This is a genomic window from Varibaculum sp. C0165D1 (assembly GCF_056590355.1).
The window spans coordinates 21,581-40,968 of record NZ_JBWPVY010000005.1 but is presented as its reverse complement, the minus strand read 5'-3'; the positions used below and the strand labels follow the sequence as shown (position 1 = coordinate 40,968).

The following is a 19,388-nucleotide window of genomic DNA, read 5'->3' as shown; positions in this document are numbered from 1 at the left end:
GGTGTCTGCCTGGCTAGGGGCGCTGATTCTACCGGCCTTGCCCTTGGACCTAGAGCCGATTGTCAGTGCCTTAGCGCTGGCGATTGCGGCGGCGCTGCTGATTGCCGTTTATTTCCAGCGTTTAGTGCAGGTAGGGTTAACGTTAGCCCTGGCGTTAGCCGCATTTGGCGGGGTCGGTTTGTCTGTTTCGCAGGCCGCTCGGCAGCTGGCGGCAGACCCCTTAGCGCGCGCTTGGCAAGGAGATATTGACCAGGTAAAAGTGCTGGCCATGGTAGAAGCGCCGCCGCGAAAATATGCGCCCGGCAGTGACCAACAAATAACTTCCTTGCAGCTATTGGAAGCGAGACTGCCGCCCGCTCCGGCGGTAAAAACCTGCCTGAAAGTGGTGGCCTTCGGTCAGCGCCTGCCTAAATATCCGCGCGGAACCGTCCTAGAAACCAGCCTGAAACTGGAAAAACCGCAGCGAACCACGGAATCTGGTCTGGAAAGTGTTGGCGTTACCAGTGCGAATACTCTTTTTGAGATCCCCGCACAAATAGTAGCTACCCCTAAAATCCGGGCCGGGCCGCGCGGGGCGGCGGCCCTCAAACAAAAGTTCGTCGTCCGGCTGGAAGAAAAACTGGTTGCCGTAAAATCCTCGGCAGCAGCCACGCTGCTGCCGGCCATGATTCTGGGTATCCGCGCTGACGCCTCCGCAGATACTGAAGCGCTGAAAACTGCGGGAATTGTGCATATTACCTGTGTATCCGGAATGCATATCTCGGTTCTGATTGCTCTGGTGGCACTGGTAACTGCCGGTTTGAAACGTCGCTGGCGCCTGGGAGCGTGTGGAAGTTTGCTAGTGGGATACTGTCTGTTACTAGGCCCTGCCCCCTCGCTGCTACGCGCTGCAGTAATGGGGATGGTGGCCGTGCTGGCTCTAGGTAGAGGCAGAGAGCCAGCTTCTTTTTCAGCCCTGGAAATCGCGATCATCGGTCTTTTAATCTTTGAACCTGGTTTTGGGGCTGACGCCGGATTTTTATTATCAGTCAGTTCCACCGCAGCGATTGTACTGGTCGCGAAACCGTTAGAGGAAAAACTGCGAAATGGATTGGGGGCAATGAAAAGATCGGGGAGCGCGCGAGTGCCCCGAATGCTATCTGATAAGTATCCAAAAAATCCCGAGTTTTTCCGGAAGTTTATAGCGGCTTTCCTCTCCGTTAGCGCTGTCAGCCTGGTAGCGCAGCTAGCCTGCTTACCGGGACAGTTGCTAATCCGTCCAGGGATCAACACCCTAACCGTGTTGGCTAATGTGGCAATCGCTCCGGTAGTTACCCTGCTGATTTGGGGAGGAGCCTGCCTGACGTTCTTGCCACTGCCGGGAACTTTATTAGCGAGAATACTGGGTGCCGGGTGTAGCTGGGTAATGACGGTTGCCCGAGTGGTTGCCGCCAACCGTTTCGCGATCCTGCCCTGGCCGTCAGGTGCTACCGGGATTTTGGCGTTGGGGGTGATCATTGCCGGTTTGAGCTATATTTTCCGCTGCTACTTTGCAAAAACGCGGATCGGTGGCAATGTTGAAGCATGGCCTCAAAGCAGATGAGTTGGCGCGATTGCACCCTGGCATCCGCAGTATTGATTCGCGGACCAGAAAAACTGCTGGCAGATCGCGCCCTTACCCGCTTAAAGCAACTGGGACGAAACCAGGATCCGGCCCTAGCAGTGACTGAGGTGACCGCCGCCGGGTATCAGGCAGGCTCTCTTGATTCTTTGACCTCGCCCTCTTTATTTAGGGAAGCCCGCCTGTTAGTAATTCCCGATTTTGAATCTGCCGACGAAGAGTTGGGCGACGATTTGGCCGCCTATCTATCAGCCCCACAACCAGATTGCTGGGTGGCAGCGCTTCACGATGGTTCCAATAAAGGAAAACGTCAGGTAGACAAGATAAAGAAGGCAGGAGCTAGGGAAGTTAAAGTCGCGAAAATAAAGAATGCCCGCGACAAACTGGCTTTAGTAGTCGAAGAAGTACGCACCATCGGCGGACGCATAGAGCCAGCTGGGGCGCAGCTGCTGGTAGATGCCCTCGGTGGGGATTTAGCGGAACTAATCGGCGCTGCCCGCCAGTTAGTTTCTGACTATCCACAGGCGGTAACTTTGCAGGCAGTACAGCAGTTCTATGGTTCGCGGGTAGGGGCTACCGGATTTAACGTTGCCGATGCGGCGGCGGTGGGGAATCTTTCGCGCTCCCTAGTGCTGCTGCGACAAGCATTTTCTTCCGGGGTGGAACCGGTGGCAATTGGGGGTGCGCTCGCCCTCAAGTTTCGCAACCTGGCAAAAGTGAGCGTGCGGGGAATAAACCCTTCCCAGCTGGGAATGGCACCTTGGCAGGTGGAAAAAGCTCGGCGGGAAGTGCGCGGATGGAAGGATTCGCAGTTAGCGGCAGCGATTAAAATTATTGCCCAGGCTGACGAGGACGCTAAAGGCGCCAGCCGGGATGCGCAATACGCCCTGGAGGCGGCGGTTAGGAAAATCTGCCAGCTGCGGCAGCGGTAAAGCGGTACAGGAAAGAAGGTAGGACAAGCGATGGCGATGCAGCGTAAAACCCGGCAGCGGGACGCGATCATGGCGATTATGGCTGATGAAACCGATTTTCGTTCTGCCCAGCAAGTGCATGCTGCCCTAATGGCAGCCGGGCAAACCGTGGGACTCGCTACGGTCTACCGCAACCTGCAGAACCTAACTGAGGTAGGAGAGCTGGATAGTTTGCGTTCGGAAGAGGGCGAAACCCTCTATCGGCGTTGTGCGGCGCGCCGACACCATCACCACCTGGTGTGTCGCAGCTGCGGCTACACCGTCGATATCCAAGATGACCAGTTAGAACAGTGGATTGCCGAGATTTCTCAGCGTTACCAGTTCAGCGATATCGAGCATATGGCAGATATTTTTGGCCTCTGTGTCAACTGCGCGAACCAGCCCGCAAAATAATCTTCTAGGTTCCAGGTGTTACTTTCGAGCGCCCTCAACAAAGCCAAAATACCTGACTATAGGGATCGCGTCACCTCAGGAGCTATTTTCACCCTCACCCTGCCCCTCAGATAGTACGAATGAACTAGCTATTGCATATCTAATGCCTAGATAATAGACTTATTTTAGATGTATTTTATTGCAGGAGAGAGGATTTGCTATGTCCGGTACTACCAGTTTTAGTGTGCGCATGGATAAAGATGTTAAGCAGCAAAGCGAAGATATTTTTCGGGATCTAGGGGTCAATATGACTACCGCAATCAATATCTTTTTGCGTCAAGCTATCCAAGCGGGGGGATTTCCGTTTGAAATCCGTCAAAAATCTCCCAACTATCAAACCCAGTTGGCGTTGGCGGAATCGGAAAGAATGCTTTCCAATCCTGATGCCCAGCGTTATGTAGATGTTGAAGATGCCTTAAAAGAACTTAAATCATGAGCTACCAGATCCAATGGACTAGCCGGTTTAAGAAAGACTACAAGCAGGCTATTCGGCGCGGGCTGCCCATAGAGGAGCTAGATGACGTTATCCGGTTGTTAGCAGCTGGAGAAGCACTTCCAAAAACACTAAAGGATCACGCACTAACGGGAAACTGGTTGGGGCATCGCGAATGTCATATTCGCCCTGATTGGCTACTGATCTATAAGATCAGTAGCCAGCAGTTAGTTCTATCGCTGACTAGGACTGGTAGTCATTCTGACCTTTTGGAATAGTTAGGGCTTGTGGGGAATCCTAACCCGTTTAGCGAATACGCGCACTGGCGATGGCGTGCAGGGCAATCGCCGCGGCAGTCGCCACGTTTAGAGACTCGGCATGCCCCCACATAGGGATGGCAATGGTTTCATTACAGAGGGCGATTTCCTCGCTACTTAAACCTTGGGCTTCGTTACCCAGGCAGATAAATAGCGGCGCCGCAGTTACCATCCCAGAGGTAGTAAAAGTAGGGAGATCTGTTTCGGCTGTTCCCGATAGACCCACCAGGTAGCCATCGTTTTCCGCGCTCAATCCGGCTAAAGAATAGAAGGAGGCGCCGGAGTATACCGGCAGGTGAAACAGGCTCCCGGCACTGGAGCGGATCACTTTCGGACCAGAGGGATCTGCGCAGCCTTCCAAGACCAGCACCCCCGCCAAACCGCAGGCATCGGCGATCCGAATAATCGTCCCCAGGTTTCCGGGATCTTGCACTCGCGCGCACACTGCCCAGACGCCCTCACCCAAAGCCTTAGGGAGCGGAAGGGTTTCGCTAGGGAGTAACGTAAGATCGGCGGTGGCGGCGACTCCTTGCGCCGAGGGCGCAAATAGCTTCATTACCTGTGGTGCTACCGGATGCACCCAGGAAGTAACCCCTAGCGCCTCTTGCGCCACCTGGATTGCGGGGGAGGGCGCATCGGTACCAAGATAAACATCACGAACCGCGTCCGGGTAGAAACGCAGCAACTCCCGGCAGGCCTGCGGCCCTTCTACCAGGAGTAATCCTTGCTTGAAACGAAAACTACGCCTAGACAGATTGACTAGGGTCCGCACCCGCTGGGAGCGAGGATTATCAATCGTGTCTAGGCGTAGATTAAGCAAAAAGCTAACTTTTCTTGACGGTTTAAGCAGCCGGAGCGTTTACGTCCTTCGGTAGGGCAGCTTTCGCCTTGTCTACCAGCTGATTAAAGGTGTCAATATCGTAAACCGCTAGTTCGGAGAGCATCCGGCGGTCAACTTCGATTTCCGCTAGGCGCAGACCCTGGATGAACCGGTTATAGGTCATATCCTGGGCGCGGCAAGCCGCGTTAATCCGCTGAATCCACAGTTTCCGGAAATCATTCTTGCGCTTGTGGCGATCATTGTAGGAATAAACGCCCGAGTGCAGCAGCTGCTCTTTGGCCTTGCGGTACAGGCGGGAACGCTGACCCCGGTAACCGGAGGCGCGATCCAATACGGTGCGACGTTTCTTCTTGGCATTAACTGCTCTTTTTACGCGTGCCATCTCTCTTAATCCTCTCCTTGCCTACTTGTTGCCAGCCAGCAGCTTATTTACGCGCTTGGTATCGGCGGGTGCCACTACCTGATCACGGCTGAGGCGACGGGTCTGTTTGGAAGACTTGTGTTCTAGCAGGTGGCGCTTGCCGGCCTTTTCCCGCATCAGTTTGCCACTTCCGGTCCGACGGAAGCGCTTCTTCGCACCGGAGTGCGTCTTCATCTTCGGCATTGTTTTTCCTCTCTACCGGCACGCCGGTGGTTTTGCCTGTTTCTTAGGCGGTTAGGACGGCCCTACTTTTTCGCTTTCGCTGCGGCTTCAGCTTCCTGAGCCTCTTTAACTCTGCGAGCCTTACGGGCATCCTTAAGTTGTTGACGGTTCATAGTTTCGCCGCGCTGTTGGTCACGGCGACGACGCTGATCCGATTTGGTGTGATGTTTACGTTTCGTGGGAGCCAGCACCATAGTCATATTGCGTCCGTCCTGACGGGGCATAGATTCTACGGTAGCCATCTCGGTTACTTCCTCGGCCAGGCGCTCTAAAAGTTTGACGCCGAGCTCGGGGCGGGACTGTTCCCGTCCGCGAAACATAATCATGACTTTTACTTTGTCTCCGCCTTCGAGGAACCGTATTACGTGGCCTTTCTTGGTTTCGTAGTCGTGATCATCGATTTTGAGGCGGAAACGAATCTCTTTTAGCTGGGAGTTCACTTGGTTACGGCGAGCGTTACGAGCCTTTTGCGCGGCCTCGTACTTGAACTTGCCGTAATCCATCAACTTACAAACTGGAGGTTTCGCCGTAGGCGCGACCTCTACTAGATCCAAGCCAGCTTCTGTGGCTAGGCGCAATGCATCCTCGATCCGGACTACCCCTACCTGTTCACCGCTGGGGCCAACTAGGCGTACTTCTTTCACCCGGATGCGTTCATTAATGCGTGTCTCGTTGCTGATAGCTGCTCCTTGCTCGAGATTTTTGGGAGCCAGACTTAAAAAGAAAAGCCCCCGCTTCTTGTGCGGAGGCTGCGAAAAACGCGCAGATGCTTAAAGCATCTGTTCTTACCCGATACCCAAGAGCATCCAGGTGGGAAAACCTCCACTTTCGTACCAGTTTCCTGGTCGGTTACTACCTAATTTAGCAGACCAGGGCGCCTTAAATAAAGCTGAAAGCGCCCCGGTGGCCTTTGAACTTCCTCACATCACGGCTTCGGGGGGTGAGGGCGGCGGGGTAAAAATAAAACGCCGCCTGCCAAGGCAGACGGCGTCAGTTATGTCCTGTTACTAGCGAGCAACCCGACCAGATTTCAGGCATTTAGTGCAAACATTCATCCGCTTGCGGCCACTGCCAACAACGGCGCGCACGCTTTGAATGTTCGGGTTAAAACGGCGGTTCGTGCGCCGGTGGGAGTGCGAAACGCTCTTCCCGAAACCGGGGCCTTTTCCGCAGATGTCACAGGTGGCAGCCACGATAGTCTCCTTCAAGTATTCTTCTAACTCTGAGCCCAGACGCCCAGATATCGGCAACCCGACCAGATTAACTGATTCGGAGGGCAACAGCCAACTACCAGGTGGTTATTGTGCCAGGCTTCACTGAAAACTCGCTAGACTATGAGAGCAAGCAGGCGAGCAGCAGAGAAGTATAACGGCGCGAAGGAGGCAACGGTGGGTGAAGAAGAACCCCTAGCGGATCTGTTTTCTTTCGCGGATTTTGCTCGCGCTGCCCGGGAGAAAAATCCGGTTGAATCCGTTGGAGCTGCGCATCCCCCGCGAAACCATGATTCCCAGTTAGGGAAGAGAAACGGCGGTGACGCCGAAAGGGAAAAAAGTAAGAAAACTTCTGTACGCCCTCGTCCTTCGGAAAAAAAGAAAAGCGCTGCGCCAGCTGGCGATAAGACCCAGCCAAGTGGGACCACCGGCTTACTGGACTTCGAAGTGCCACCAGTGGCCCCTAAAGTGGTGAAACCGAAAACAAAGCGTCAACGCGAAAATGTGGCGGAAGCGTTAGAGTCTGTAGAAAGTCTCGATCTGGCAATTACCGGAGCCAATATTCGCACTTGGGTAAAAGTTTGCAGCGAAGCTTTGCAGGCGGGCCAGCCCGCACTAGATGCTATGGATCTACAGAGCGATCTTGACTCTGACACTGGCTCAAATGCCCTACTCACCTGGGATAAAGTAGCGCTGACCGTTGCCGGATTACCAGCCAGTGCCGATAAAGATGCTCGCTGGGTGTTAGAGGCCATCGCCGATGCGGCCTTAGCCGGAGCTAGAGGAATGATCGGGATTGTGCTTTCCGAGTTGGCCAATATGGCTGCCGGGGCGACAAGTTCCCCCACCCTTAATCCGGTGCAGCTTTTAAAGGTCTTGCGTTCTAGTAGAGACTGCCCGGGGCGCTGCCTGCTACCTGCAGTTGAGCGCCTTGATCCTCCCACCTTATCGGGGCTGATAGAGGAGATAAACGCGGAGCTAGCAACCCAGCCAGAACAAATGTCGATCGAAGATATTATTTCGCGCGCCTGGCTGGCTAGCCAAGTGGCCTTGGTAGAGGGCGCGGAAGAAAACCGCGGGCGTCCCGATGCCCGGGCGGCGGTGTTGATGCTGCTGGTGGCGGCAATGGTGGAAACTTATTCCCGTGAAAACCAGCAGGAAGCGGGGGCGCTTACCACCAGTTTGCAGATGGTGAGGGATATGGTTCCCGTTTCCCCTCCAGGAGTGCACGCCTCCTCGCGCTGGTATTCTTTGGCGCTAACTTGGCGCGGGGAAGTCGATAACTCCCGCTATGAGCAGTTGCGTAGGCAGCTAGAAGAAAACGGGGTATACGGTGCGATGACCGGTAGGGCAGACATGCTGGGCATCGGGCCGCGAATGTTGTTGGTGCGCAGTCGGCATCCGCGGCGAGTAATCGAACTTTTACCGGAAAAATCGGGGATGGTTCTAACTCGTCCGCCCTTGCCGGCCGAAACTGAAGATTCCGCATCCAACCTGGTGAGTTTGGGATCCGCGCGAGCTATTCATCCGGTTAGACCAGCGGTGTTGGCCTATACTTCGGCTCCTGGGCTAGTGGGGGATTTAGCTAACTTGGGCGCCACAGTGGTGTATTCCCGTCCCGGTATTCCTCTCCAGGTACTACCGGTCATCGCCCAGATGGAACAGGAAGTGGTGCAGGTCTTGCCCTGCGACCAGGTGAGCGGGGCAGAACTGGCAAACCTAGTGCGCCCCGCCAAAGACCAAGGTATTGAAGTGATGGTGGCCCCCACTCAAGATGACCTGCAAGTACTGGAAGCCGCCCGCGCCCTCACGCAAGTGGTTTCCTCGGCAATTACGGTTCCCGATTTGATCCAGTTGCAGCGTTCGCGGACGCTAGACGCCCTGGCTAGGCAACGAACTTTCAATGTTGACCGCGATATACCTTTTGATTTGCTTTCTTCCTCCGTGAACCGCAACGATGTCCAGGCACGTATCTTAACCGCCGGCAAAGAAGACCCGGACCTGATTTCCCGAGTACAAAACGCGCTGTTCCAAAAAGCCCCGGAAATCCGGATAGAACTTATCAGTGGTGGGCAAAGCGGATCCACCGTGGTGGGGGTGCTCTCTTCGTGAGCGAAAAATCAACCTCTTTTGCCGAGGAACCGTTAAAGAAAATCCTGGGACGGGCGGCCGGAAAACTGGATAAAAAATTTGGGATTAAAACCCCCATGGAACTGCTATATTTCTTTCCGCGACGCTACCACGAGTTAGGAGAATTGACTGCGTTTTCGGGGCTGATTCTAGGGGAAGAACAATCGGTCATCGCTCAAATCGCGGACTCTACCCGGCGCCGCACTCGCGGAGGAAAATGGATGCTTTCTCTGCAGCTAAGCGACGGGGAAAACCTGATGGATGCAGTTTTTTGGGCGAAAAGCCAGCATCTAATTAACTGGATGTCCTCCCAGTTGCAGGTGGGTCAGACAAAACTATTTTCTGGGCGTCCCAGTCTCTATCGCGGACACCTACAACTATCGCATCCGTCCTATCAGGAAGTAAGCGACGAAAACCTGGACGCCGCCAGTAACCAGGTAGCTAAAATCCAAGCGCAGCGGCCAGAACCGATATATCCCGCGAAGGCCGGGCTGCCCACTTGGACCACCCAAAAAGCGATTGCGGTGGTTTTAGAGTTATTGCAGACGCAGCCTTTAGATGATCCGCTCCCGGCTACTATTCGCACTAAAGAGGGCCTGCTAGAGATCAATACGGCTTTAGAGCAGATTCATCGTCCCCAAACCCGGGCACAGTTCGAGGCTGCCCGGGACCGTTTTCGCTATGAAGAGGCCTTCGTGCTGCAGGCCGCATTGGCCCAGCGGCGCCAGGAACTATCCGCAGATGCGCCAGTTCTCACCGAGCTGCCCGGTGGTTTTACTGAGCGAGTGGCCTGCGCACTTCCTTTTGTTTTAACCGACTCCCAGCAGCAGGCGCTAGCCGATATTGGGAAGCGCCTAGAGTCACCTCGCCCCATGAACTTGCTGCTACAAGGCGATGTCGGTTCCGGTAAAACCGTGGTGTCACTGCTGGCAATGCTGCGGGCAGTAGATAGCGGGCGACAAGGTATCTTCATGGCGCCCACCGAAGTCCTGGTACATCAGCATTTTTCAACCCTAACTAACCTTTTAGGCGAATATGCCCAGCCGGGAGGATTTACTTTACGGGGGAGCGAGGGAGTCCCGATCTACCGCCTGACCTCCTCGATGCCTGCCGCAGAAAAACGCCGCACTTTGGATGCGCTGAAAACGGGACAGCCGGCGCTGATTGTGGGCACTCACGCCTTGCTTTCTGAGCGGGTAATGCTCACTTCCCCCGGGGTGGTAGTGATTGATGAACAGCACAAGTTCGGGGTACGTCAGCGCGATCGCCTCCGACAGGCGCAGTCAGGTACACCCCATCTGTTGGTAATGACCGCAACCCCGATACCACGCTCGGTGGCGATGACCTCTTTTGGGGATCTGGATTTTATGACCTTGCAAGGGATGCCGCCGGGTAGGGGGAAAGTAGAAACTTTCCGGGTAGATACGGCTAATCGCACCTGGACTGCCCGTACTTGGCAGCGCGCCGCCGAAGAAATCAAAGCCTCCCATCGGGTATTTGTGGTGTGTCCGGCGATTAAGCCTGGCACGAAAAGCGACGAGGAAGCAACTATTTTAGAGGGCGAGGACGGGGCAGTAACTACCAAAGATGCTAGAAAGGAGCCGCTGGCGAATGTTTCCGAGACTGTAAACCAGTTACGGTCCCTGCCGGCGCTAAAAGGAATTGAAATCGGAGTCTTGCATGGCCAGATGGATACGGGAGAAAAAGACCGCGCCATGGCGGATTTTACCAGCGGTAAAACGCCGTTACTGGTGGCCACCACGGTGATTGAAGTGGGGGTGGATGTTCCTCAAGCAACGATGATGGTGATTCTTGACGCCGACCGTTTCGGCCTTGCTCAGTTACATCAGCTGCGCGGGCGAATCGGGCGCGGGAAGTTGGGGGGAGTTTGTCTGGTTTGGTCTGGGGCTCAGCCGGATACCCTTGCCCGTCGCCGCCTGGATGCTTTCACCAAAACCACCGACGGCTTCGAACTGGCGGCTATGGATTTACAGTTACGGGAAAGTGGAAACATTCTAGGAGACAGTCAATCCGGACGCGCCTCCTCTTTAAAAATTTTGGATTTACTAGCCGATGAAGAAGTGATTTCACGCGCCCGTAAGGACGCGAAACAACTGGTGGCTGCGGATCCGCGGCTAGAAAACCAGCAAGTATTGCAGCGGGCGATCACTAGGCGGATCAGCGAAGAGGAACAAGAATTCTTAGAGCGAGGCTAGCTGGCAATATCTGAAATCTTGGAAGCTGCTGTTTTGCGAACTTGGGTAGGGTTAGACTGTCATGGTGATGAGAATAATAGCTGGAGATGCCCGCGGCATTCAGCTAACCGCGCCCTCCTCCGGCACGCGCCCCACTCGAGACCGAGTACGAGAGGCGATTTTCTCTGCCCTGCAATCTCGCGGAGCCACCGAAGATGCCTGTGTGTTAGATCTTTTTGCCGGCTCTGGAGCCTACGGTTTCGAATCTTTATCGCGAGGAGCGCTCAGCCTAGACCTGGTGGACCAAGCTCCAAGTGCCGCTAAAGCAATCCGCAAGAACCGCGACTCCTCTCCGATTTTTGCTCCGGCTAAACTCTATGTGCAGTCGGCACTGGCTTTCTTAGCTTCCAGACTTTTAGGAGCCAACCCCAATCCGCAGTGGGAACTGGTTTTTATCGATCCGCCCTACGCTATGAAAAATAGCGAAATCCTGGAGGTGCTAACCCAGCTGCACCCCCTCTGCGATCCCGATGCCTGGATTGTGGTCGAGCGTTCAGCTCGCAATGAGGCTCCTGACTGGGAAGGAGAGCAGTGGGAGGAAGAGTCCCGCAAACTTTACGGCGAAAGCGCGATTTATTTTTTGCGCCCCGCCCTCGACATCCCCAACGATGGGGAGGAAGAAGCCTAGTTTTCCCTCCCTTTCCGCGTGGGACGCGGCGTATAGGGAGTGCTTGCCGGTAGCTTGGTAGTTATGAGTACTGTTGTCTGCGTCGGTTCCTATGATCCCCTGACTTTTGGGCATCTGGACGTTATCAGCCGCGCAGCCCATATTTTTGATCGGGTGATCGTGGCGGTGGCGAAGAACCCGAAGAAGAGGTATTTATTCGACGCCGCCAAGCGTGAAGAGTTCATTACTGGGGCCACCGCCGACTTGGCGAATGTGCAGGTAGTTACCTGGGAGGGGCTGGCATGTGACCTCGCTACTCGCTACCAGGCGGTGGCGCTAGTAAAGGGCATTCGCAACTCTAAAGACACTGACAGTGAAATGACCCAGGCTTTCGCCAACCGGCAGCTGTCTGGAATCGACACCATTTTGATTCCCACTTCCCCCGAAAATGCTTTAATTTCATCTTCGGTAGTGAAAGAAATTGCTTCCTATGGGGGAGATGTTTCCGGTTTTGTTCCCCCCGAAGTGGCCCAGGCGCTGCAACGAGAGTTGGATGCGTCCTCCGAAAACTTTAATAGTCCTCGCGAATCTGTGAACCCACCAGCCTAATAACAGGAAGGAAGATTATGGCACCCCAGGAAGAACCGCAGTATGCACCCTCAGATGTGATCGCAGTCCTTGACCGTCTCAGCGAGATGATCGAGGCCGGACGCAACGTCCCGTTTTCTGCTTCGGTATTGATTAACCAGGCCGAGGGGGTAGAGCTGCTTGATAATGCGCGGGCGGCGCTCCCGGCTGATCTGGTTAACGCGGACCGGATTGTGGCGGATGCTAACAAAGTGCTGGATACCGCGGATGAAGAGGCCGAGCAGACTATTTCCGATGCCCGCGCCGAAGCTGAGCGGGTAACTACCGAAGCCAGCCAGAGTGCCGAAGACACCATCGCTAAAGCCAATGCGCAGGCTCAGGAAACTATCGATGATGCCAACCGCCAGGCGGAGTCCGCGATTGCACATGCTAGCGCTCAGGCTGAAGAAACGGTAGCGCAAGCCAATGAGGAGGCGGCGCAGATTTTGCAGGAAGCGCGCCAACGCGCCGATCAGCTGGTTTCTCAAGAGAACGTCTACCGCGAAGCAAAGCAGTCAGCAGAGCAGATGCTAGATACGGCTCGCGCAGAAGCCAGAGATTTTATGGACCAGTCCGATCAGTATGTCAACCAGTCCCTGACCCAGTTAGAAGAACTGCTGGGAGCTATCGCGGAGCAAACCCATAACGGACGCGCGCAGTTTTCTCACCAGGAACGCCCCCAGTTCTAGTAGCTGAGGGTCAGCTTGCTAGCGCCGCGGCAAAATAACCCTTAGGCTGAGGGGCATGAAGCAAGTAAAAAAAGCCGTGATCCCGCTGGAGTTAACCGGTTTAGGTTCCGGTGAGGGGGACAGCAAAAGCTGGCAGCTTAAGGTAACTTTACCCGCGGCCATTGGCACCGAGGATATGGCGGTGCCTGCCGGGCAATCGCTGGATTTACAGGTGTTAGCGGTGGCAATTTCCGAGGGGGTGTCTCTTAGCGTTAGCGGAGCTACCTGTGCCGAGGGTAGCTGCGTGCGCTGTCTGCAACCGGTAGAAAAATCCCTGGATTTTTCTTTGACTCGCATCTACTACTATCCCGATGTACTAGCGCACCTGCTAAATGAGGTGAGTGACGACTCAAGCGTGTATGCTGATTTGGACGAGGCCTATCAAGTACAGCCCGATTCCCGCTTGGATTTGGAGCCACTTTTGATAGACGCCATCGTGCCACAGATTCCTTATTCGGTGCTGTGTAGTCCCGATTGCCCGGGCCTGTGCCCCGAATGTGGAATCATGCTGGCAGAGGCCGAAGCGGATCACCATCACGACACGATAGATCCGCGCTGGTCAGCGCTTGCTGACCTACTGGACGAATAGGGGAAGAACGAATGAGTCGCGGTTCGCAAGATTTAGCGGAGCTGCTAGCCAGATGGGGGATTGAGCTAGACCCCGAGATGGTGATATTGGCGCTTACTCATCGCTCTTTCGCGCACGAACAAGACAATCTGCCTACTAATGAGCGTTTAGAGTTCCTGGGGGATGCGGTCTTGCAGCTGATCGTCACGGAGCGTCTTTACCTTTCCTACCCCTCCCATCCAGAGGGCCATCTAGCAAAAATGCGTTCGGCCACAGTTTCCCAGCCAGCTCTGGCTAAGGTTGCCCGCGATATTAATCTTGGGGAATTTATTTTACTGGGGCGCGGGGAAGAAAAAACCCGAGGACGAGAAAAAGATTCGATTCTTTCGGACACGGTAGAAGCGATGATTGGAGCGACCTATCTGTGTCACGGTTTGGAAGCCACTCGCAAAGTAGTTGAAAACCTGTTGCAAGACTTGCTAGATCACGCCCTAGAGCGGGGGGCAGTTATGGACTGGAAAACCACTTTGCAAGAACTTACTGGTGAGCTGGGGGTTCATGCGGTAGAGTTTGCGGTAGAGGGTACCGGTCCTGACCATGACCGGCGTTTTACCGCCAAAGCTCTAATCGGGGACCGGATACTGGGATCTGGAAAAGGACGCTCTAAAAAAGTGGCGGAACACGAGGCTGCCCGGCAAGCAGTGATGACTTTACGGGAAGAACACGGGATAACCACTCCCTTAGGGTTCTAATGTATTTGTAATTAAAAGTTGATGACTACATAAAGTTTTGAGGGGAACTAATACATGCCAGAATTGCCAGAAGTTGAGGTAGTACGGCGCGGTCTAGACCAGCAGCTACTGGGTGCGCGAATAAAGGAAGCAGAAGTGTTCTTTCCCGGCTCCTTGCGCGGTCAAGATGCGAAACGTTTTTGCGCCGCCTTAGAGGGGTGGACCATTACTGCTGCGGTGCGGCGCGGTAAATTCTTATGGTTACTAGGGGAAGACCAAGAAGGTAAGCAAACACTGTACTCCCTGGTCATTCACTTGGGGATGTCTGGACAGCTCCTGATCAATCAACCCGAGATTGAGCTGTCCCACAAAAATCAGGGGCACCTGCGGGTGCGTTTAACTTTGGAGGACGGAAGAACCGTCAATTTCGTCGATCAGCGCACCTTTGGACGCATGATAGTTGAACCCCTGGTAGAGACCAGGGATAAAAAACCGGCAGGACTGGGAGCAGATTCCCATTTGATTCCCCGCAACGTGGAAATGAATGTAGCGCGGGACGTGTTAGATCCGCATATCGATTTAGAAAAGATCTCGTCCACAGTTTGTAAGCGGAAGAGTTCTATTAAACACTCTCTCTTGGATCAAAAGCTAGTTTCCGGCATCGGCAATATATATGCAGATGAAACCTTATTTGCCTCCAAGATGAATCCCGGCCAAACAGCGCAGTCCCTTTCGGAAGCACAAATTGCGGATCTATTTAAACGAGCCGGGAAAATTATGAAAGCAGCCATTAAACACGGCGGAACCTCGTTTGATGAGCTCTATGTGGATACCAGCGGAAACCCCGGGTATTTCGAACAGGAATTAAAGGTTTACGGACGTGGCGGGCAACCCTGCAAGACCTGCGGAACGACTCTGGAGAAACTGCAACAGTCTGGACGCAACGCTACCTACTGTCCGAAATGTCAACCGCTCCACAAGTAATGCTGCCACCGGGCCTGGTGAGTGGGCTGTGACCGGTATTTTTATCACCCTTATGTGCGCTGGGTAGGGCGAATATTTACCGCGAGCACTTCTCGAAATGCAACTTTGTGGAACCGGTCCTTTCCCGTAGGGAGGATTAGGTAGAATCAAGGAGTGAATATTCAGCAGACGCAGACAGAAGAACCGCCTACGCGGGTAATGATTATTGACGACCACGAAATTGTGCGTCGAGGGATTGCCGAAATCGTAGATCGGACTGCTGGTATGGAGGTGGTCGCCGAGGCGGGCACCGTGGAAGATGCGGTGCGGCGCGCGGAACTGGTGTGTCCCGATGTGGTACTGGTGGATTTACAAATGCCCGACGGTACCGGCATTGACGTGATGAAACAGTTGCGTGAAGTGTCACCGGATTCGCTGGCTATCGTGCTTACGAGTTTCGATGATGACGATGCGCTAGCAGAATCCCTGCAGGCAGGGGCGAAAGCCTACGTATTGAAAACTGTGCGGGGTGCTGAAATCACCGACGTGATTCGGGCTGTAGTAGGCGGGCGGGTACTGCTAGATGAACGCACGGTCACCCGTCGCCGCGCCGGCAACGAGGATCCCACCGCGAATCTGACCCCGGCAGAACGCAAAGTCTTAAACCTGATCGGGGACGGACTCTCTAACCGGGAGATCGGCGAGAAACTCGGAGTTGCCGAAAAGACAGTGAAGAACCATATCACCTCGCTACTAGCCAAAATGGGGCTGCAGCGGCGCACGCAGGTCGCTGCGTGGGTTGCCAGTCAGCGCTCCGCCTCGTGGCGGCATCAATCGTAGCCCGTTCCTTGGATAAGGGGCGTGCGGTAAAAGCGCTCGGGGGACCCCGGTGAGCCTTGCTTCGCTCGGCTCAAGCCCCCTCTCGCATCTTTTACCACCCACCCCTTAAAAAGAATCAGCTACGATCAGTATTTTTAAAAAATAGTTTTCGAGCAATCGCTTGTTTGGTGGGTGTTCGATGCTGCCAGTAATGAGTTCTTGTTCGTATGCGCTATAAATCCGCACTTGCACGCTAGAAACGTACTTTTAGGGAGTCCGTGCCGGCATGACCCGAGCACGGGGGCTAGGTTTTTCCTCCCGTCGTGGGTCAGCCGGAAAAAGTGCTCGGGGGACCCCGGTGAGCCTTGCTGCGCTCGGCTCAAGCCCCCTCTCGCATCTTTTTCCGCCCGACCCCTGAGGGGGTACGGAAAAAATTACGGGTTGATGCGGGCTGCGGTGGCTAGTTTGATTTCTTTGCCAGCTCGCGGCAGCGCCTCTACCCGACCCGATTGGGAGTTACGGCGGAAGATTACATCCGAAGCACCCGACAGCTCGGAGGCGGTAACCACTACTGGCTCCGCGAAGTAGCCTTCGGCGGAAGGCGCTACCCCGGCGTGGGGGAGCACCGAAACTTTGGTGCTGGCAGTCAGGTTCAAACCTGGTTCCACCATGCAGTCATCACCGAGGGCAATGCCTAGTCCGGAGTTGGCGCCCAGCAAGCAGCGTTTCCCGAGTGAAATCTGTTCTCCAGTTTCACCTGAGAGGGTGGTTTCGGTGGAGGCGCCCCCTCCGATATCGGAACCGTCATCGATAACGACTCCTTGGGCGACTCGGCCCTCAATCAGGCAGGTCCCCAAAGTACCGGCGTTGAAGTTAACGAACGCCGCGTGCATGACGGTGGTTCCCGGTGACAGATAGGCGCCGAGACGAACTTTCGCGCCATCGGCGATGCGTACCCCGGAAGGAATAATGTAGTTCACCATCGGGGGGAATTTATCCACGCTGAGCAGGTGAATCGGGTGTCCGTAACTCAGACGCATCCGCATACGGGTATTTTCGAAGTCCTCGACCGCACACGGGCCTTCGGTTGTCCAGGCGACGGTAGGGAGGCGAGCAAAAATACCATCGAGGTTAATAGTGTTCGGCTTTACTAAACGGTGCGAGAGTAGATGCAGACGTAAGTAGGCATCTGCGGTGGATCGCGCCGACTCGTCCAGATCGATGGTTACCACGGTGACGGTGCGGTTAACCCCGCGCCCGTCGTCACGGCCTTCAATCTGGCTTAGTTTTTCGATTAGCTGGGCATCTGATTCATCTGGCTGGTCACCTAGGTAGGGGCGAGGATACCAAACGTCAAGGGTTTGACCGGTTTCACTGACGGTTGCGAGGCCTACCCCGCGTGCTTTTCGTTCACTCATAACTCAACCTTATCTGTTGGGGGATTCATTTAGTAAGATGTTCCATAAATTTGGCCAAAAAAAGCCAAGTTCATTTAATAGTTTACGCACTAAAGGTAAAGAAATGCCAATAATTCCGTGAGGATCGCCCTTAATTGACTCAATAAATGCTCCCCCTAAGCCATCGATAGTAAAGCCTCCGGCAACTTCTAGGGGTTCTTTGCTGGCTGCGTAGGCCCGTGCTTCCTTTGCGCTAATCTCACTGAAATGCAAGGTGGCTTGCGAATAGTCTGCCACTTCGTTTTCGTAGATAAAACCGGCAGGGGAGCGCTTTAGGGCTAGGGCGCAGTGTCCGGTGTATAGCGTGGGGCTCGCTCCCGATAGCTCATGAATCTGGGCTAGAGCGCGCGCGAAACTGTGGGGTTTTCCCCTTAACTTACCGTTAAGCAGCAGCATGGAATCGCAGCCCACTACCGCTAGGCGTTCGCCTATGGGGATTTGTTCGAGGGTCTGCCAAGCTTTGTTCACCCGGGGGGTACCTTCGCCCCGAGACTCATTTGGGTCAGTTAAAAATTTGCCAATATGGCGAGCTTTGGCTTGCGCTAAAGCGGTAACTACCTGCGGGGGACCGGCAGTTTCTAGCTGGGTGCGCACCGCGTCCTCGTCAATATTGGCAGGCCAAGCAAGGGGGGTGATGCCCGCCTGGGTTAAAACTTTGAGTCGCGCTGGGGAAGCGGAAGCCAAAAGTAGCCGATCAGTCATGGGGCTTATTTTAGGGGAGAAACCGGGAAGTAGCAGGCAAAGCAAGAAGTAAATTACGGCTAAAGAAATTGTAAATAGCGGCGCCAAGAGGGGGTTCATACCGGGCTAGTACGCAAGGAGCGGGGGCGCTAATGAAGTAAGTCGCGTAGGGAACGAGAACTTTAACTCTCTTTGAAAGCGTTAAGAAAGGCCGGGTCCGCTGGAAAAAGTGAGGTCGTTCACCTTATGGTTAAGGGGTGAGTGAATCCTTGTCTGCCGCCCAGATAGCGCGCAACACCGTGATGCGCCCCGTATGGAAACTTATCGGGGGTGCTCCCACTATGACTATGCGGGAGATGGCAGAAGATCTAGGGGTCAGTATCGCGGAAATAGATAGCTTTTGGACTTCTTGCGGATTCCCCAAGGCTGATCCCGACACCTATATGTTTACCGAACAGGACGCCCAAGCCATTGCGGAATGGAAACAAGAATTCGGTGAGGGAGCTTTGGGGCGCAATACTGTGACCTCCCTGCTACGCGCACAGTCGTATATGGCTGATCGGCTGGTGCTGTGGCAACTGGAGGCGATCGTGGCGGATTTTCAAGAGCGCATGAATCTGGATGATACCTCTGCGCGTCTGGTCGCCTTAGATAAAATCGACCAATATATCGATCTCTTGCAATCGCAATTGGGATATGCGTGGCGCCGGCAGATGGCATATCTGCTGCTAAACACCAACCGGGAAGTGGAAATGCGAGAGGGGCAAACCGCTGACGCCGATTCTTATCCCTTGGATCGATGTATGGGATTTGTGGATATGGTGGCCTATACCCGCCGTTCCTCCACTATGAGTGGTACCGCTCTGGCGGATCTGGTGCAAAGTTTTGAAATGGCCTGTCGAGATGTGGTTACCACTCGCGGAGGAAGAGTGGTAAAGACCCTGGGAGACGCGGTCCTGTTCGTTGCGGATGAGCTGCTGGTGGCCGCGGATATTGTCTGTGCGATGGTAGAGTTTTTGAACTCCCAACCGGAAATTTTACCGGTGCGCGCCTCGCTAGTGCATGGACGGGTCGTTTCCCGCTCCGGCGATATTTTCGGTCCCCCCGTCAACCTAGCCTCACGGTTGGTGGATATCGCCCCTCGGGGACAGATATTGATGGATGCCACTTCTGCGCAAGAGCTTCAACGCCTGGACAAAAAAGGGTTTTTTGTAGTTAGGCCGGCTAAAACTCAAGACCTGCAAGGCTTGGGGGCGGTGGAAGGGTGGCTCCTTGCTCGTGGAGATTCTAGTCAAAGCACGGAGCCTATGATTCGCCGCAGCACCTTAGAGATAGCTTCTGGGGTAGTAAAAAGTTAGTAAAGCTATTGCCACT

22 protein-coding genes are annotated in these 19,388 nt (G+C 54.5%); 15 read left to right on the top strand and 7 right to left on the bottom strand.

Going from position 1 to position 19,388, the window contains the following annotated elements:
• Positions 1-664 precede the first annotated feature (664 nt).
• From AC1EKS_RS07800 to AC1EKS_RS07780, 5 genes are all read left to right on the top strand, one after another.
• A complete protein-coding gene (locus AC1EKS_RS07800; RefSeq protein WP_481009495.1) occupies positions 665-1,582 on the top strand; it encodes a ComEC/Rec2 family competence protein in 918 nt (305 codons plus the stop codon).
• A complete protein-coding gene (gene holA, locus AC1EKS_RS07795) occupies positions 1,564-2,532 on the top strand; it encodes a DNA polymerase III subunit delta (protein WP_481009494.1) in 969 nt (322 codons plus the stop codon). The genes AC1EKS_RS07800 and holA overlap by 19 nt, the downstream gene beginning before the upstream one ends.
• 30 nt (positions 2,533-2,562) lie before the next feature.
• A complete protein-coding gene (locus tag AC1EKS_RS07790) occupies positions 2,563-2,964 on the top strand; it encodes a Fur family transcriptional regulator (protein WP_481009493.1) in 402 nt (133 codons plus the stop codon).
• 199 nt (positions 2,965-3,163) lie between these two features.
• Positions 3,164-3,439: a type II toxin-antitoxin system RelB/DinJ family antitoxin gene (locus AC1EKS_RS07785; RefSeq protein WP_481009492.1), complete on the top strand. Its 276-nt coding sequence runs from the start codon at positions 3,164-3,166 to the stop codon at positions 3,437-3,439.
• Positions 3,436-3,714: a type II toxin-antitoxin system YafQ family toxin gene (locus AC1EKS_RS07780; RefSeq protein WP_481009491.1), complete on the top strand. Its 279-nt coding sequence runs from the start codon at positions 3,436-3,438 to the stop codon at positions 3,712-3,714. Before AC1EKS_RS07785 ends, AC1EKS_RS07780 begins: the two co-directional genes overlap by 4 nt.
• Before the next feature lie 28 nt (positions 3,715-3,742).
• Here AC1EKS_RS07780 and AC1EKS_RS07775 read toward each other — a convergent pair whose 3' ends face one another.
• From AC1EKS_RS07775 to rpmB, 5 genes are all read right to left on the bottom strand, one after another.
• Positions 3,743-4,573: a TrmH family RNA methyltransferase gene (locus AC1EKS_RS07775; RefSeq protein WP_481009490.1), complete on the bottom strand. Its 831-nt coding sequence runs from the start codon at positions 4,571-4,573 to the stop codon at positions 3,743-3,745.
• A 22-nt stretch (positions 4,574-4,595) separates the two neighbouring features.
• Positions 4,596-4,976, bottom strand: coding sequence for a 50S ribosomal protein L20 (gene rplT / locus AC1EKS_RS07770; RefSeq protein WP_481009489.1), 381 nt, complete (start codon positions 4,974-4,976; stop codon positions 4,596-4,598).
• Positions 4,977-4,997: 21 nt separating this feature from the next.
• Positions 4,998-5,198, bottom strand: coding sequence for a 50S ribosomal protein L35 (gene rpmI / locus AC1EKS_RS07765; RefSeq protein ID WP_022864124.1), 201 nt, complete (start codon positions 5,196-5,198; stop codon positions 4,998-5,000).
• A gap of 62 nt (positions 5,199-5,260) precedes the next feature.
• Positions 5,261-5,899, bottom strand: a complete 639-nt coding sequence (gene infC, locus AC1EKS_RS07760; protein ID WP_481009522.1) for a translation initiation factor IF-3 — start codon at positions 5,897-5,899, stop codon at positions 5,261-5,263.
• A 345-nt stretch (positions 5,900-6,244) separates the two neighbouring features.
• A complete protein-coding gene (gene rpmB, locus AC1EKS_RS07755; RefSeq protein ID WP_081639087.1) occupies positions 6,245-6,430 on the bottom strand; it encodes a 50S ribosomal protein L28 in 186 nt (61 codons plus the stop codon).
• Positions 6,431-6,625: 195 nt separating this feature from the next.
• Between rpmB and AC1EKS_RS07750 the strand changes: the two genes are divergently transcribed.
• The 9 genes from AC1EKS_RS07750 (at position 6,626) to AC1EKS_RS07710 (ending at position 15,897) form a co-directional block, all read left to right on the top strand.
• The gene (locus tag AC1EKS_RS07750; protein ID WP_481009488.1) at positions 6,626-8,560 is read left to right on the top strand and encodes a hypothetical protein; all 1,935 of its coding nucleotides are present in this window, start codon (positions 6,626-6,628) and stop codon (positions 8,558-8,560) included.
• On the top strand, positions 8,557-10,794 hold the full coding sequence (locus AC1EKS_RS07745; protein WP_481009487.1) for an ATP-dependent DNA helicase RecG: 2,238 nt from the start codon (positions 8,557-8,559) through the stop codon (positions 10,792-10,794). The genes AC1EKS_RS07750 and AC1EKS_RS07745 overlap by 4 nt, the downstream gene beginning before the upstream one ends.
• Positions 10,795-10,861: 67 nt before the next feature.
• Positions 10,862-11,461 carry an RsmD family RNA methyltransferase gene (locus tag AC1EKS_RS07740; RefSeq protein ID WP_481009521.1) on the top strand — a complete coding sequence of 200 codons (600 nt, stop codon included), beginning with the start codon at positions 10,862-10,864 and terminating at the stop codon, positions 11,459-11,461.
• A gap of 63 nt (positions 11,462-11,524) precedes the next feature.
• The gene (gene coaD / locus AC1EKS_RS07735; RefSeq protein WP_481009486.1) at positions 11,525-12,049 is read left to right on the top strand and encodes a pantetheine-phosphate adenylyltransferase; all 525 of its coding nucleotides are present in this window, start codon (positions 11,525-11,527) and stop codon (positions 12,047-12,049) included.
• Positions 12,050-12,066: 17 nt separating this feature from the next.
• Entirely contained in the window at positions 12,067-12,756 is a 690-nt protein-coding gene (locus AC1EKS_RS07730; RefSeq protein ID WP_481009485.1) for a hypothetical protein, read from the top strand.
• Between the two features lie 55 nt (positions 12,757-12,811).
• Positions 12,812-13,384 carry a YceD family protein gene (locus tag AC1EKS_RS07725; protein WP_481009484.1) on the top strand — a complete coding sequence of 191 codons (573 nt, stop codon included), beginning with the start codon at positions 12,812-12,814 and terminating at the stop codon, positions 13,382-13,384.
• Between the two features lie 11 nt (positions 13,385-13,395).
• The gene (gene rnc / locus AC1EKS_RS07720) at positions 13,396-14,115 is read left to right on the top strand and encodes a ribonuclease III (protein ID WP_481009483.1); all 720 of its coding nucleotides are present in this window, start codon (positions 13,396-13,398) and stop codon (positions 14,113-14,115) included.
• A 54-nt stretch (positions 14,116-14,169) separates the two neighbouring features.
• The gene (mutM, locus tag AC1EKS_RS07715; protein ID WP_481009482.1) at positions 14,170-15,078 is read left to right on the top strand and encodes a bifunctional DNA-formamidopyrimidine glycosylase/DNA-(apurinic or apyrimidinic site) lyase; all 909 of its coding nucleotides are present in this window, start codon (positions 14,170-14,172) and stop codon (positions 15,076-15,078) included.
• A 198-nt stretch (positions 15,079-15,276) separates the two neighbouring features.
• Positions 15,277-15,897 (top strand): response regulator, encoded by a 621-nt coding sequence (locus AC1EKS_RS07710; protein ID WP_481009520.1) that lies wholly within the window; start codon positions 15,277-15,279, stop codon positions 15,895-15,897.
• A gap of 413 nt (positions 15,898-16,310) precedes the next feature.
• On the opposite strand, the gene AC1EKS_RS07705 is transcribed toward AC1EKS_RS07710, so the two are convergent.
• Positions 16,311-17,294: a tetrahydrodipicolinate N-succinyltransferase N-terminal domain-containing protein gene (locus tag AC1EKS_RS07705; protein ID WP_481009481.1), complete on the bottom strand. Its 984-nt coding sequence runs from the start codon at positions 17,292-17,294 to the stop codon at positions 16,311-16,313.
• Positions 17,295-17,303: 9 nt separating this feature from the next.
• Entirely contained in the window at positions 17,304-18,035 is a 732-nt protein-coding gene (locus tag AC1EKS_RS07700) for a Maf family protein (RefSeq protein ID WP_481009480.1), read from the bottom strand.
• 236 nt (positions 18,036-18,271) lie between these two features.
• Between AC1EKS_RS07700 and AC1EKS_RS07695 the strand changes: the two genes are divergently transcribed.
• Positions 18,272-19,372: an adenylate/guanylate cyclase domain-containing protein gene (locus AC1EKS_RS07695; protein WP_481009479.1), complete on the top strand. Its 1,101-nt coding sequence runs from the start codon at positions 18,272-18,274 to the stop codon at positions 19,370-19,372.
• Positions 19,373-19,388 lie beyond the last annotated feature (16 nt).

Bases quoted from the DNA above. Each gene is read 5' to 3' on its own strand.
- AC1EKS_RS07800 (WP_481009495.1), top strand. From the start codon at position 665: ATGATTCTGGGTATCCGCGCTGACGCCTCCGCAGATACTGAAGCGCTG.
- holA (WP_481009494.1), top strand. From the start codon at position 1,564: ATGGCCTCAAAGCAGATGAGTTGGCGCGATTGCACCCTGGCATCCGCA.
- AC1EKS_RS07790 (WP_481009493.1), top strand. From the start codon at position 2,563: ATGGCGATGCAGCGTAAAACCCGGCAGCGGGACGCGATCATGGCGATT.
- AC1EKS_RS07785 (WP_481009492.1), top strand. From the start codon at position 3,164: ATGTCCGGTACTACCAGTTTTAGTGTGCGCATGGATAAAGATGTTAAG.
- AC1EKS_RS07780 (WP_481009491.1), top strand. From the start codon at position 3,436: ATGAGCTACCAGATCCAATGGACTAGCCGGTTTAAGAAAGACTACAAG.
- rplT (WP_481009489.1), bottom strand. From the start codon at position 4,976: ATGGCACGCGTAAAAAGAGCAGTTAATGCCAAGAAGAAACGTCGCACC.
- rpmI (WP_022864124.1), bottom strand. From the start codon at position 5,198: ATGCCGAAGATGAAGACGCACTCCGGTGCGAAGAAGCGCTTCCGTCGG.
- AC1EKS_RS07740 (WP_481009521.1), top strand. From the start codon at position 10,862: ATGAGAATAATAGCTGGAGATGCCCGCGGCATTCAGCTAACCGCGCCC.
- coaD (WP_481009486.1), top strand. From the start codon at position 11,525: ATGAGTACTGTTGTCTGCGTCGGTTCCTATGATCCCCTGACTTTTGGG.
- AC1EKS_RS07730 (WP_481009485.1), top strand. From the start codon at position 12,067: ATGGCACCCCAGGAAGAACCGCAGTATGCACCCTCAGATGTGATCGCA.
- AC1EKS_RS07725 (WP_481009484.1), top strand. From the start codon at position 12,812: ATGAAGCAAGTAAAAAAAGCCGTGATCCCGCTGGAGTTAACCGGTTTA.
- rnc (WP_481009483.1), top strand. From the start codon at position 13,396: ATGAGTCGCGGTTCGCAAGATTTAGCGGAGCTGCTAGCCAGATGGGGG.
- mutM (WP_481009482.1), top strand. From the start codon at position 14,170: ATGCCAGAATTGCCAGAAGTTGAGGTAGTACGGCGCGGTCTAGACCAG.
- AC1EKS_RS07710 (WP_481009520.1), top strand. From the start codon at position 15,277: ATGATTATTGACGACCACGAAATTGTGCGTCGAGGGATTGCCGAAATC.
- AC1EKS_RS07705 (WP_481009481.1), bottom strand. From the start codon at position 17,294: ATGAGTGAACGAAAAGCACGCGGGGTAGGCCTCGCAACCGTCAGTGAA.
- AC1EKS_RS07700 (WP_481009480.1), bottom strand. From the start codon at position 18,035: ATGACTGATCGGCTACTTTTGGCTTCCGCTTCCCCAGCGCGACTCAAA.